This window comes from Sinorhizobium sp. RAC02 (assembly GCF_001713395.1).
Lineage (GTDB): Bacteria > Pseudomonadota > Alphaproteobacteria > Rhizobiales > Rhizobiaceae > Shinella.
Genome location: NZ_CP016450.1, coordinates 581954 through 595471, shown reverse-complemented (window position 1 = coordinate 595471; position 13518 = coordinate 581954). Strand labels below are relative to the sequence as shown.

Annotated in this window: 11 protein-coding genes and 1 pseudogene; 3 read left to right on the top strand and 9 right to left on the bottom strand. The window is 64.1% G+C overall.

Features of this window, described 5'->3' with window-relative positions:
- The first annotated feature begins 2 nt into the window (after nucleotides 1–2).
- Entirely contained in the window at nucleotides 3–764 is a 762-nt protein-coding gene (locus BSY16_RS02800; RefSeq protein ID WP_069058262.1) for an SDR family NAD(P)-dependent oxidoreductase, read from the top strand.
- A gap of 98 nt (nucleotides 765–862) precedes the next feature.
- Here the strand turns inward: BSY16_RS02800 and BSY16_RS02795 are convergent, their stop codons facing one another.
- Nucleotides 863–1585, bottom strand: a complete 723-nt coding sequence (locus BSY16_RS02795) for a L,D-transpeptidase (protein WP_069058261.1) — start codon at nucleotides 1583–1585, stop codon at nucleotides 863–865.
- Between the two features lie 164 nt (nucleotides 1586–1749).
- On the opposite strand from BSY16_RS02795, the gene BSY16_RS02790 reads away from it, so the two are divergent.
- A complete protein-coding gene (locus tag BSY16_RS02790; RefSeq protein ID WP_069058260.1) occupies nucleotides 1750–2349 on the top strand; it encodes a YdeI/OmpD-associated family protein in 600 nt (199 codons plus the stop codon).
- A 35-nt stretch (nucleotides 2350–2384) separates the two neighbouring features.
- On the opposite strand, the gene BSY16_RS02785 is transcribed toward BSY16_RS02790, so the two are convergent.
- From BSY16_RS02785 to BSY16_RS02755, 7 genes and pseudogenes are all read right to left on the bottom strand, one after another.
- On the bottom strand, nucleotides 2385–3431 hold the full coding sequence (locus BSY16_RS02785) for a glycoside hydrolase family 25 protein (protein WP_069058259.1): 1047 nt from the start codon (nucleotides 3429–3431) through the stop codon (nucleotides 2385–2387).
- A gap of 148 nt (nucleotides 3432–3579) precedes the next feature.
- A complete protein-coding gene (locus BSY16_RS02780; protein WP_286157173.1) occupies nucleotides 3580–4098 on the bottom strand; it encodes a helix-turn-helix domain-containing protein in 519 nt (172 codons plus the stop codon).
- Nucleotides 4099–4151: 53 nt separating this feature from the next.
- Entirely contained in the window at nucleotides 4152–5819 is a 1668-nt protein-coding gene (gene ertB, locus BSY16_RS02775) for a thiourocanate hydratase (RefSeq protein ID WP_069058257.1), read from the bottom strand.
- A gap of 33 nt (nucleotides 5820–5852) precedes the next feature.
- On the bottom strand, nucleotides 5853–6941 hold the full coding sequence (gene ertC, locus BSY16_RS02770; protein ID WP_069058256.1) for a thiohydantoin desulfurase: 1089 nt from the start codon (nucleotides 6939–6941) through the stop codon (nucleotides 5853–5855).
- The gene (locus BSY16_RS02765; RefSeq protein WP_069058255.1) at nucleotides 6941–8221 is read right to left on the bottom strand and encodes a Zn-dependent hydrolase; all 1281 of its coding nucleotides are present in this window, start codon (nucleotides 8219–8221) and stop codon (nucleotides 6941–6943) included. The genes ertC and BSY16_RS02765 overlap by 1 nt, the downstream gene beginning before the upstream one ends.
- Nucleotides 8221–9600 (bottom strand): hydantoin-5-propionate amidohydrolase, encoded by a 1380-nt coding sequence (gene ertD, locus BSY16_RS02760; protein WP_069058254.1) that lies wholly within the window; start codon nucleotides 9598–9600, stop codon nucleotides 8221–8223. Before ertD ends, BSY16_RS02765 begins: the two co-directional genes overlap by 1 nt.
- A 13-nt stretch (nucleotides 9601–9613) precedes the next feature.
- Nucleotides 9614–11152 (bottom strand): annotated as a pseudogene (locus BSY16_RS02755) (aromatic amino acid lyase).
- 121 nt (nucleotides 11153–11273) lie between these two features.
- Between BSY16_RS02755 and BSY16_RS02750 the strand changes: the two are divergent.
- On the top strand, nucleotides 11274–12437 hold the full coding sequence (locus BSY16_RS02750) for a LysR family transcriptional regulator (protein WP_069058253.1): 1164 nt from the start codon (nucleotides 11274–11276) through the stop codon (nucleotides 12435–12437).
- Here BSY16_RS02750 and BSY16_RS02745 read toward each other — a convergent pair.
- Nucleotides 12434–13429 carry a GlxA family transcriptional regulator gene (locus BSY16_RS02745; protein ID WP_374708642.1) on the bottom strand — a complete coding sequence of 332 codons (996 nt, stop codon included), beginning with the start codon at nucleotides 13427–13429 and terminating at the stop codon, nucleotides 12434–12436. The genes BSY16_RS02750 and BSY16_RS02745 overlap by 4 nt on opposite strands.
- Between the last annotated feature and the right edge of the window lie 89 nt (nucleotides 13430–13518).

The following is a 13518-nucleotide window of genomic DNA, read 5'->3' as shown; positions in this document are numbered from 1 at the left end:
CGATGATCCTGAAGAACCGTGTCGCCATTATCACAGGAGCGGGCTCCGGCATCGGCCGGGCCGGCGCGCGCATCATGGCGCGCGAGGGCGCCACGGTCTGCGTTGCAGACCTCAACGAGACGCGTGCCGCCGAGACCGTCGATTTCATCCGCGCGGATGGCGGCAAGGCGGAGGCGGTCATCGTCGACGTCACCGACGACGTGGAACTGAAGATGGCGGTCGCCGGAGTGCTCTCCCGCCATGGCCGCGTCGATATCCTACACAACCATGCGGGCGCTCAAGTTGCCGGCGACCTCGAAAGCGTGCCGCTCGATGGTTTGGATCTTTCCTGGAACCTCAATGTGCGCGCCCACCTGATGGCGGCCCGCCTCGTCATGCCGGCCATGAAGGCGCAGGGCAAGGGCGTCATCCTCAACACCGCCTCCTCCTCCGGCGTGCTCTACGACCGCGAGATGATCGCCTATACGACGACGAAGCACGCCGTCATCGCCATGACCAAGCAGATGGCCGGCGACTATGCCGGGCACGGCATCCGCGTCAACGCGCTCTGCCCCGGCTGGGTCGACACGCCCTTCAACGCGCCCTTCATCACCCAGATGGGCGGGCGCGAGGCGATCGAGGCCTATATCAAGGAAAAGGTGCCGATGGGCCGATGGGCCGATGTGGAGGAGATCGCCGAACCGATCCTCTTCCTCGTCTCCGACCGGTCAAGCTACATGACCGGCCAGATCCTTGTCGTCGACGGCGGCGAGACCGTCACTTAGAACATTTCCGCTTTTCTTCGAATCGCGGAAAAGCTCTATCTCTTTGTTTTTACGCACTTCCGAACGCAAAACCGCTGCGCACTTTTGCTGGAATTGCTTTAAGCGCCGGCCGCAGCCCCCATCGGCCCCTGATGCACGACGATGCGGGCGTGATAGGGCACGCGCTTGTAGAGATCGAGCACATCCTGATTGATCAACCGCACGCAGCCCGACGAGGTCGCCTTGCCGATCGACGCCCAGTCCGGCGAGCCGTGCAGGCGATAAAGCGTGTCCTTGCCGTTCTGGAAGATGTAGAGCGCGCGCGCTCCGAGCGGGTTCTTGATACCCGGCTCCATGCCGCCATTCTCGACGGAGTATTTTGCAAGGCTCGGCGTACGCGCGATCATGTCGGCCGGCACCTTCCAGCGCGGCCAGGGCTGGCGCCAGTGAATGATGCCCTCGCCTTCCCAGGCAAAGCCGTCGCGGCCGATGCCGACGCCATAGCGCATGGCCGTGCCACCCGGCTCCACCACGTAGAGGAAGCGGCCGGGCGTATCGACGACCACGGTGCCCGGCGCCTCGCCGGTCGGGTCCTTCACGCGCTGTCGATAATATTTCGGATCGATCTTCGTATAGGGGATGGCGGGGATGAGATGACCGCCGTCCTCGACGGCCGCATAGCGCGCCGCCAGTTCCTCGTCCGCTGCCGGTACGATGGGATAACTGACCTTTTGCGGTACCGGCGCGACCTTGACCGACGTTTCCGTGGTTGCGCAGCCCGCAAGCGTCGCCGCAGCGCCGAGGAAAAAGGCTCTGCGCGACAATGAGCACACCGTAGGCATTCTCGATAAGACTCCAATGGGATAGACAGATTGAAACCGATGGCTAGCCAAACGACAGGTCGGCTGGCAAGAAGCAAAGGCATCACATTCGCGGCACCGGTCGTTCATTCCGCCCGAGCGATGCAAAGCGGCCACGTCCGGTGGTCGACAAGGGGAAAAACGCGATGGCGCCTGTGGAAATCAACCCTGCCCATGTCCGGGAATTCGCCGACCCGGACAGCTTATATCGCTGGCTTGCCGAAAACCATGACACCGCTCCCGAAGTCTGGATCAAGATCCAAAAGCGCGGCTCCGGCCTGAAATCCATAAACGCGGAAGAGGCTATCGAGGCCGTGCTGTGCTGGGGCTGGATCGATGCCATCCGCAAGGGACTGGACGAGAAGAGCTTCTTCCAGCGCTACTGCCCGCGCGGCAAGAAGAGCGTGTGGAGCAAGAAGAATGTCGAGACGGTCGGCAGACTGATCGCCGATGGCCGGATGACCGAACACGGCCTCAAACAGGTGGACGCCGCAAAGGCGGACGGCCGCTGGGACAAGGCCTACGGCAGCGGCAAGGACCTGAAAATCCCGCCCGACCTCCAGACAGCCATCGACGCGGAGCCGGCAGCGAAGGAGCTGTTCGGCAAGCTCACCGAACAGAACCGCTTTGCGCTGGCCTTTCGCATGCACAACATCAAGACGGATGCCGCGCGCAAGCGAAACGTCGACACTTTCGTGGCCATGCTGAAACGCGGCGAGACGATCTATCCGCAGAAGCAGAAATAGACCGTCCCCATCGGTCGCATAGGGCTTACCAAGGTTTAGTCGAGGCTGGCTGACCGCGTGTTCGACTGGCCGTTCAGCCAGTTGTGCCAGTCGTTCTCGCTGCCGGCAAAGACGTTCAGGTCGATCTTGCCCTCGACGCCATGCGACAGGCCGGAACCGGAATACTGCCAGAACATCCAGCGGCGGTTCGGGTAGCGCTTGGACGGGTGCGCCGCGACCGAGCGCAGCCAGAACGGATGGTTCTTGAGCTCACCGGAGAGGTTGTCCTCATAGAAATCCGGCGCCGTATAGATGATCGGCCGCTTGCCGTAGTGGCGTTCCAGCATGTCGGAGAAGACCTTGATCTTCTCGACGTACTGCGCGCGCGTCAGGCGCTTCTTGCAGCTCGATTCACCGTTATATTCCGCGTCAATCACCGGCGGCAGCGCGTCGGGATCCCTCGGTACGTTGCGAATGAACCATTCGGCCTGCGAGCTTGCAACCCGGCACCAGTAGAAGAAGTGATAGGCGCCGCGCCGGATGCCGGCTTCCTTGGCCTTGCGCCAGTTCTTCTGGAACATCGGGTCAAGGTGGTCGCCGCCGTCCGTCGCCTTGATGAAGGCGAAGTTGGCGCCCTGCGTGCGCAGCTTCATCCAGTCGATATCACCCTGCCAGCGGGACACGTCGACGCCGTGCACCTGATAGTGTTTTGGCGCGCGCTTGCCGAAATTGATCGGGTGGGCATCGCGGAACTGCTGGCTGTAGACGCGTGAACGCTTACGCGACCGTCCTTCCGACGGCGTCTCGATGGCGGTAATCGCATCTTCCGGCCGCTCGGAGGGAACCGCCGATTGTTTCGTGACGGATTCGAAGACGTCACTGCCCGGCCCCGGCCCGACCCAGGCCAGCATTTCCGCGCCATCCGCCTTCACCCGGCTTTCACCGACGGCGACTTCAGGAACGGGGCTGTTGCCCTTGGAAACAGAGCTGGTGACTTCCGCCGACGGTTTTATCGACAGCGCCGCCTCGGGATTCGAGCTCGACGCACAGCCGGCCATGGAGGCACAGCCAAGAAGGACCGCTGAAAGGACCGAAAGACGCATAGGCACCCGCACGCAAAACTAACCGAAGGCCCCGCCCTTTCGACACATGGACGGAATTACTAACGGAAGATTACCGCGAAATGTTAAATGCGAGGTTTACGGCAGAGTCGACATTTCAGGTACTTAGGCTCGAAAGCTCTCACGATTCCTAACGACTGCCGTTCACGAAAGCGTGTCCGCGCGGCGAAAGCCGGTAGCCGACAGCCAGGCTTTCCGTCAGCCCCAACTCCTTGAGCTGGCGTATCTTTCGCTTGAGCGTCAGCTTCTCCATATCGAGGCGTTCGGCTATCTCTGCGGCCGTCCGACCGTCCCGTTCCGCGATCATGCAAAGAGCCGCGCTCGTCCATTCGCCCTTCCTGTCGAGCTTCGCAAGCGCCCCCTTCAAGGCCGCGATTTCACCTGGGTCGAGCGTATCGTTTTCACGCAGGTTCTCCCGCGGGTCCTTGCCGGCGACATGGAAGGCGATCCGATAGAGCGCACCCTCGGGTCGAAGATCCCGCGCGAGTTCTTCCCGTGAGACGTAACCCGCCGCCTGGACATCCCCTGCCGAGACGGTATCGAGGTCCACCCTTTCAATGCTGTCGATGGCAAGCACGCCCGCCGCGGTCCGCAGCGTGCCGCCAGCCCGCACGGTGGGCTTCGCCCAGCGCCGAAAGGCGAGCTTCACCTCGCCTCTCCCGATCCTTTCAAGCATCTTCGCCTTGAACAGCATTTCACCCCTCAGGCGTTGCCGATCCTGACATGGCCGATCTGCTTCTTCTCGATCTCGTCGAACGATTCGTCGTAGCCAGCATCGGCATACCGGATCACCCCGAGCGAGGTGTCGTTCGTCAGCGCATTTTCCAGCCGCTCTGCCCCGGCTTCCGTGCCATCGGCGACCAGTGTGACACCGCAGCTCGTCATATAGCCGGCATAACCGCCCCCGCCGGAATGCACGACGACAAGATCGGCCATCGAGGAGCACAGCAACATGGCATCCAGCAGTGGCCAATCGGCTATGGCGTCCGAACCGTCCTTCATGCGCTCCGTCATGATGTTCGGATGCGCCATGGCGCCGGCATCGAGATGATCGCGCGAAAAAGCGATCGGCCCCTTGAGTTCGCCAGCCGCCACCAGCCGGTTGACCGCCAACGCCAGCTCCGTGCGTTCGCCATGACCGAGCCAGGCGATGCGCGCCGGCAGCCCTTCGAAAGGCACGTTCTTGCGGGCAAGGCGAATCCAGTTGGTGACGATCTGGTTGTCCGGAAACATGTCCATGACGAGGTCGTCGATACGCGCGATATCGCTCTCCTCGCCGGACAGCGCCATCCAGCGGAACGGGCCAATCGCCCGTGCAAAGAGCGGGCGGAGGTAGGCTTCGGTAAAAATCGGAATGTCGAAGGCGTTCGAAACGCCGCCTTCCCGCGCCTGCGTGCGGATAAGGTTGCCATTGTCGAAAACCTCGGAGCCGCGTTTCTGGAAGTCCAGCATGGCAGACACATGCTCGACGATCGAGGCCCGGCTTGCCGCCATCAACTGCCCCTGCCCGTCGTCGCGCAGCCCCTTCACCTGGTCGAGGCTCATGCCCTTCGGCACATAGCCGTAGACGAGGTCGTGCGCCGAGGTCTGGTCGGTAACGATGTCAGGCACGATGCCGCGCCGGGCGATTTCCGGATAGATCTCCGCCGCATTGCCGACGAGGCCGATCGAGGTCGCCCGCTTGTCCTTTACGGCCTCGTCGATCATCGCAAGCGCCGTATCGAGATCCGGCGCCACATGTTCCAGATAACCGACGGCCTTGCGAGCCGCCGCGCGCGCCGGATCGATATCGACGCAGAGAATGGCCGCACCCGCCATGCGGCCGGCAAGCGGTTGCGCGCCACCCATGCCGCCAAGCCCGGCAGTGAGGATGAAGCGCCCGGCCAGGCTACCGCCGAACCGCTTCTCCGCAATGCGCATGAAGATTTCGTAGGTGCCCTGAATGACGCCCTGGCTGCCGATATATTGCCAGGCACCCGCCGTCAGCCCGCCCCAGCAGATCAGCCCTTTGCGCTGGAGTTCATAAAACACCTCAGCCTTTGCCCACTGCCCGACGATATTGCAGTTCGCCATGATGACGAGCGGTGCCTTGGCATGGGTCTTCAAGAGCCCGACCGGTTTGCCGGACTGGATGACCAGCGTCTGGTCCTCGTCCATTTCCGTCAGCGCCTTGACGATCGCCCTGTGCGCCGCCCAGTTGCGCGCCGCCTTGCCGAGCGCGGCATAGACGATGAGATTGTCCGGATCCTCACCGACCGACAGCACGTTTTCGAGAAGCCGCAGCAAGGCCTCCTGTCGCCAGCCCTTGGCGCGCAGCGTTGGACCGCTGGGGATTGGGTAGTTCGGATGACGCGCATTCGGCTTCGGCATCGCTATCTCCTAAAATCTCTGTACGGCTGTGCCTCAGGCAAGCGCGTAGCTCACCAGATCAATGCCCATCGCCTTCTCGACCGACGGATAGACGGTCGGGTCGAGCACGCTGGAGGCGAGCGGGATGATGGTCTTCGGCACATGCAGCACGAAAACGTTCATGCCGACTTGGAGTTGGCCAACGCTCAGCGGCTCGCCGTCCGGCGAGAGCGTGGTGATGACGTCCGGGAAGGTGGCAAGCCGTTTACCCTCGGCCGACTCCACCGCCATGTATTCGTTCATCACATGCAGAACCGTCGCCTTGTCGCCCTTGCCGAGCGTCACCGTGCCGATGTCGAAAGCCTCCTTGGTGTAGACCACCGACTTGTCGGTGATCGTGCCTTCAGAGAGGATCGAACCACCCGTCGTCTTGACCATCGCATCGATAATCGCCGAGCCGCCCTTGCCTTCCGCGGCAATGATCGCCTCGCCGAGCGTCAGCGCCAGCGAAATGCCGCCGAGGGCCGCATTCCTGCGGACGTAAGAGGCGCGCAACGGGTTGCGGCAGGAGGCGATGAAGCCGCCGGACATATCCGAGGCCGTGCGCAGGATCGGCGAGACTTTTGCGGTCGCGCCGCGAACGACAAGCTCGATATAGCGGTTCTCGTCACGGTTTCCGCCGACGGCGGTCTGGATCATCTGTTCGGGCGAGCCGGCCATGCCGATCGAGCCCATGTCGCCGGTCGGATGCGCGCGCATGTCACCCACCGCATCCAGCACCTTCGTGCCGAGGATGGCCGAGGGCAGCCAGCCGTTCAGCGTCGAGGATTTGCCGTTCTGCCCGACCATCAGCGCCGCGACCTTTTCGCCGAGCGCCTCCTGCAAAAGCTCCACCGCCTTTACATAATCGACGCCGCGCATTTCCCACGGCGTGGTCGAGGCGGGCGCACCGATGGCGGCAGCCGTCGCCACCCAGTCGTCGTCCGAAAGCTCATCGATGGAGACCAGTTCGGGCTTGCCGATCGACACCGCGGCATAACCCAGCATGCGGCCGTGATCCGCCCAGCCGCCGCCACCGGCGGCATAGACCGAGCCGCCCTTGACCGCCGCCTCGACGTCTTTTTCCTTTAGAATCCGGCCCATTAGACGTCTCCCTGAATCACTTTCTGAAGTTTTTCGTCGAGTTGAATCACTGCGTTAAGAAGCACCGCCGCGCCAAGCGCGATATCATCCGTCTCGGCGAACTCTTCCGGCGCATGGCTGCGCCCTGCAAGGCACGGCACGAAGATCATCGCAGACCGCGTCACCCGCGCCATCCAGGCGGTGTCGTGCCCGGCACCGGAGGCCATGCGACGATGGCTTGCCCCCACCGCTTCGCAGGCGGCGTCCAGCACGTCGAGCAGCAGCGGATCGCCGGGTGTTGGCATGTTGTCGGAGATACGGCGCGGCGTCTCGATGACCGTACCCGTCTCACGGGCAAGCTGTTCCGCCAACAGATCCACCGATGCCGCGAACTGGTCCATCGCGGTGCGGTCTTCCGCCCGCGCGTCGATCAGCAGGCGGGCGCGGGACGGCACGACATTGGCGGCATTCGGCTCGATGGAGAACTCGCCGACCGTCGCCGTGAAATGATTTGGCCCGTCGGAGAGCGACTTCGCCAGTGCCTCAATGCCTGTCACCAGCCGCGCGGCGGCGGCAAGCGCGTCGGCGCGGTTGCCCATCGGCGTCGTGCCGGCATGGTCCGCGCGGCCCTGCACGATGATCTCGATGCGCGTGATGCCGGCAATCGCCGTCACCACGCCGATATCGCGTTTTTCGGTTTCCAGCACCGGCCCCTGCTCGATGTGCAGTTCGAGAAAAGCCGCAATGTCCCTGCGCGCCTCGGTCTGGATGCGTGCCGGATCGCCACCGGCATCGCGGATGCCCTGTTCCAGCGTCAGCCCGTTACTCTCGCGCAAAAACCAGTCCTCCGGCAGCACGCCGGCCATGCCGCGGCTGCCGATGCAGGAGACGCCGAAGATCGAGACCTCCTCTGCAAGGAAATCGACGACCTCCAGATCATGGTCGAGTTCGATGCCCTGGTCGGCCAAAGCGCGGGCCACTTCCAGCGCCACCGCCACGCCGGCAATGCCGTCGTAACGCCCGCCATCCGGCACCGTATCGGAGTGCGAGCCGAGCATGATCGTGCCAAGGCCCGGCTTTTTTCCCCGTCGACGCGCCGTGAGATTGCCCGCGGCATCAATGCGTGTCTCAAGCCCCGCAGCCTGAAACTTTTCGAGAAGAAAATCCCGCCCCGCCGGGAACAGAGCGGTAAAGGCACGCCGCGTATAAGGCCGGCCGGGCTCGGTAAGCCGGGCAAGCCCGTCGATCACATCCGCGATGCGGGCAGGATCGACCGGCAGATTGGTTTTTGGTGCCGCCATCAGTGGGCACCGGAGGAAACAAGCGTCGGCAGCGGCCGCACGAACGCGCCGGTGCCGGGTTCGGCCAGCACCCTGGTGCCATCGAAGGCGAGCACACCACGCAGATAAGTGGCCGAGACACGCCACGGCAGTTTGATGCCGTTATAGGGCGACCAGCCGACCACGTTGTGGCCGCTTGCAGCCGCATCATAGGTATAGGGCTCGGGCGTCAGCACGGTGATGTCGGCATCCTTGCCGGCTTCCAGCGCGCCCTTCACATGGTCGAGGCGAAAATGCCGCGCCGGGTTCAACGTCATCAGTTCGGCCGCACGCGTCAGCGGAATACCGCGCTCCAGCGCGCCCTTGACGAAGAGCGGCACCATGACCTCCAGCCCCGGCACGCCGGAGGCATTGGCCAGCATGTCTGGATTGGTCTTGCGGTCTTCCGACCAGCTGACATGGTCGGTGGAAACGAGCGTCACATTGCCCTCGGCGACATGCCGCCAGAGTTTTTCGACTTCGGCGCGCGGGCGGATCGGCGGATTGATCTTCGCCTTGCCGCCCAGCCGGGCGACGTCGTTTTCCTCGTCGAGCGTCAGGTAGTGAATGCAGCACTCGATCGTCGCGCGAAAACCCTGTGCACGATAGGCGGCAGCGATCTCGTAGCCGCGGCCGAGCGAGCAATGCACCACATGGGCGGGGCAACCCGTTTCGGCGCCCGTCTCGTAGATCTGGTTGGAGGCGAGCAGCTCCGTCAGCGGCGGGCGCGACATTCCGTGTGCGCGATAATCGGTGATGCCCGCAGCCTTCACCTTGGCGATTGCCGCGCGCACCGCCTCGTCGTCTTCGTTGTGTACGCCGGCCGTCAGCCCCGTTGGCGCTATGGAGCGGAAGCAGTCTTCCAGCAGAGCCGCCGGAATCCGTGGGAAACGCTTCGGGTCCGTACCGAAGGTGGAGAACTTGAAGGCGGCGACGCCGGCCTCGACCATCTCGCCGATGCGCGCCGGCCCCTCTTCGGGATCGACCGTGCCATAAAGCGCGAAATCGACGTGCGCCTGCGGCGAGGCGTGGTCGACCTTGATATTCACGGCTTCCGCCGAGCAGACGAGGTTGCCCTCGTCATAGGGCATGTCGACGATGGTCGTGACGCCACCAGCGGCGGCCGAACGCGTCGACCAGATGAAATCTTCCTGGTTCTTCTGCGACAGGGAATGGACCTGGGCGTCGATCGCCCCGGGCAGGATCAGCGCGCCGGAAAGGTCATGCCGCTCCTTCGCCGCCGGCATCGCGCCCTGCCCGACATGCACCACCTTGCCATCCCGCACGGCGACATGGCCGCCCTCGACGATGCGGTCGGCAAGAACGACGGTGCCTTTCAGAACGAGATCGAAATCGGCCATTCCCTTGTCTCCGTTACGGCGTGAGGGCGAAGAAGGCATCGAACCCCGCCATGGGCGCGGCCTCGACGAAGGCGGCCAGCGCCTCGGGGCTCGCAAGATCACGGTCGAGCGCCTCGATTTCGGCGGAGAGCGGCCGATCCTTGCGATAGAACGGGCTGACCGCCCGTGTGCGCTGATAGACGATGGCGGCAACACCCTCGGCATTGTCGCCGGCAAGATCGATGGCCTGCGCGGACAGCATGGCTTCGAGGGCCGCCAGCTGATGGAGATCCCGCACCTGGCTCTCCATGCGCTCGACGATCAGCGGCAGGAAGGTCGCCTCTTCCTCGAGGCCGCCGGCAACCACGATCGACTGCGCCGAGATCGGCACGGCGAGCGACTGGATGCGCATGTAGAGTTCGACGGCGAGCTTCAACAGCGGCCCGAAGCCCGTCGCCGCCTCTCCGGGCGCAACGAGGTTGACCGGAAGGTTGCGACGCACGCCGTTCGAGAGCAGGACGCAGCGATTGAGCACATTGCGCGCCAGATGCGCAAAACCCGTTTGCGCAGCCTCGACGTAGAGCGTCGTGGACAGCGGCAGGGAACCGCCGGAGGCCATGACGTGGTTGTCGATGACAACCGGGTTGTCATCCGACTGCGCCGTCGCCTCGACGATGCGCTCGGCAGCGTTCATCAGCGTATCGAGGCAGGCGCCGAAGACCTGCGCGGTCATGCGCAGGCTGAGCGGATCGTGGATCGCCGACGGCTTTGGCCAATGGCCGGAAGAGGCCTGCGCCTCGAACCACGTGCCGGCCAGCGCCTAGCCATGCGCCGAGAGCCGCGCGGCCACCCGCCACGGGTCAGCAGAGGCGCCAAGCGCCAGCGACGAGAGAAGCCCCGTCACCATGAGATTGCGGATCGCCTTGGCTGCCTCGCGCACCACGTTGGCAGCGGCGGCATGCGAGATGGCGTTGACGCTGAGGGCTGCCAGCGCATCGCGCGGCTGCATGCGATACGGCTTGAGGTCGGCACGCTTCAGCGCTTCGGCAGCAGGCAGGCGCTCGCCGCCATACCAGGCTTCGCCCTCGCCGGTCATGACCGATGCGATCTGCCCCATCAGCCCGATATCGGCACAGCCCATCGAGCCGTGGCGGCGCACGACCGGCACGACATCCTTTTCGAGCAGGCCAAGGAAAGCATCGATCAGTTCCGGGCTGCAGCCGGAATAGCCGCCGAGCGCGGTGTTGACGCGGATCGCCATCGCCTTGCGTACGATCGGCAGCGCAAAGGGCTCGCCGGTGCCGAAATGGTGCGCCCTGACGAGGCTGTTGTTGAATTCGACGAGGTCGTCGGCCGTCCAGAGCTTGTCCTTCATCGAGCCGACGCCCGTATTCGCGCCGTAGATCGGCAGGCCGATGGCGAGGCGATCCGTGATGACGAGCCGCGACGCGCCGATGCGCCCCATGCCGATCTCGCAGGCCACCGGACGGCGCGTGGCGGCGCCGATCGCCTCCAGCGTTGCGAAGTCGAGCGGTTGACCGGTCAAATAGAGCGTGTCGGCGGAAGCAAGCATTTTCAAAGGAACCCGTTTTTCAAGATGGATGTTATGCGGAACGCGGGTCGAGCGTATATCCCAAAGTCCGTACGGTTCATGCTATAAGCCGAACACTCGCCGCAAGCCAAAGGAGCCGCCTGTGGATCTGTCCACGCTTTGCCTTGTGCACAGCATTCTCGAAGAACGCGGCATCCGCAGGGCGGCGGCAGTTGCGGGACGCCCTGCCTCCAGCGCCAGTGCCGCGCTCCGCCGCGTCGAGGCCGTTCTCTCCGTGCCGCTTGTGCGGCGCGACGGCCAGGCGCTCGTGCCCACCCTGGAGGCCGAGGCGCGCCTGCCCCGCTTTGCCGAAATCGCCCGCGCTGCCGACGCCCTGGCCGCCCTCGGCGAAGGTGGACGGACACGACCCGCCATTTCGCTCGCTGCCCTCGCCCGCTTCGCGGCCACAGCAAGGGCCGGCAGCATCAATGCCGCTGCCAAAAGCCTCGGCCTTGGCCAGCCGCAACTCACCCGCCAGCTCAGCCATCTGGAAGCGGCGATCGGCAGCAAGATGCTCGACCGTTCGGCGACTGGCATAAGCTGCACGCCTGCCGGCCTCGAGGCCCTGGCGCTCGCCGAACAGATCGGTGCCGCGTGGGACCTGCTTTTCGCCGCTTCCGCTGAACGCTTCCGTCGCAGTGCCGCCACCTGGCGCCTCGGCACGATCATTCCCTTCGGTCACGAAAGCGAGATTGCGGCGATGCTGGCGGGCCTTGCCGTCGCATGGCGCTCAGCACGACCACGCCAGCCGCTCTTCCTGTCTTCCACCACGGCGGACGAACTTGTCTCCGGCCTGAAAAACCGCCGTTTCGATCTGATCCTGCTCGACACGGACCGGTATCCCGCCGAATTCGACGGCAGTTTGATCGGCCGTTCGCAACTGGCACTTGCCGGCCCGCGCACGATGGATGACATCGAGCGGCAGGATGTCCCGGCACTTTTGCGTCGTTACCCCATCGCCGTGCCAAGTCCCCGCAGCGGCCTGCGGCAGATGACGGACCGCTTCCTGGAAGCCACGCTGTCCGCAGCCGAACGCGCCCGCCTGACGGTGGTCGAGGTCGATTCGATCCCGGTCATCATCAATCTCGTGCTGGACCACGGCCACCTTTCCGTTCTGCCGGAGCACTCCGTCGCCAACATCAACCCGCCGCCGACGCTGTTGCCGCTGGATGCCGCCTACCAGCAATCGCTGAGCCTCGTCTGGCCACGCGATGCGTTGTCGCGGCAAGCAGCCGAAACGATTTTCGCGCTCCTTTCGAAACTTTAGCCTTTGGCCCCAGCCCGCAACCGCCGCCGGGTTTCCGTCGGGCTCTCGTGATAGTGCGCGCGGTAGCTGCGCGAAAAGGCGGAGGAGGAGTTGAAGCCGGTGAGCGCCGCGATATCGGCGAACTCGGCCTTGGTCTCGATGACCTTCCGCCGGGCGGCGTTCAGCCTCAGCGCCAGATAGTGCTGGTGCGGCGCGACACCCATCGATTCCTGGAACAGGTCCTGGAGATGACGTGCGCTGATGCCGACGCGTTTTGCCAGTCGTGTCAGCGTCAACGGCGCGTCCACCGTCTCCTCCATCAGTCGCACCGCTTGGCTGACGCGCTGGTCGGCGATGCGCATGTTGCCAAGGGCCGGCACCTGCAACAGCCCGCCGGTCCGCTCGTGTTCGTAGATGAACAACCGGGACACTTCGAGCGCCAGCGAATAACCCTGTCGGCGGCGGATGATCTCCAGCATCAGGTCAAGCGTCGGCAAGGAACCGCCTGTGGTGATGCGCTTGCCGTCGATGACGTAGCGCTCGCGCATCACCGCGATCTGCGGATAGCGGGAGGCGAACTCCTCCATGTCCTCCCAGTGGATCGTCACGGAATGGCCGTTCAACAGGCTGGCTTCGGCAAGCAGCCAGCTTCCCGATTCGATACCAGCCATCATCGTGCGATGGCGCGCAGTCTGTGAAAGCTGGCGTCGCAACAGAGGCGTCGCACTCATCTGCCATTGATAGCTCGAAAGCACGAAGAGCGGCTCTTTCTCCCGCTCAGGCCGGAACAGGCCGTCGACCGGCACCGGTATGCGGCTCCGCGTCTCGACCGGCTGGCCGTCGGGGGAAAAAATCCGCCAGCGGTAAAGCGCCTGGCCGGAAATGCGGTTGGCGGCGCGCAGGGGCTCGATGACCGAGGCGACGAGAATGAGGTTCGTCTCGGGCAGCACGAGGATATCGATGTCGAGGGTATCGGAAGAGGGATCAAGCATGGCGGAAGCATGCGTGTTCATCTCTCGAATTGTCAAGAATGGATCCGAAAAGTGAAAGCATTGCGCCGTCTCTTGGCTCGTAATGGACCCAATGAGAATACTGGGAGAGA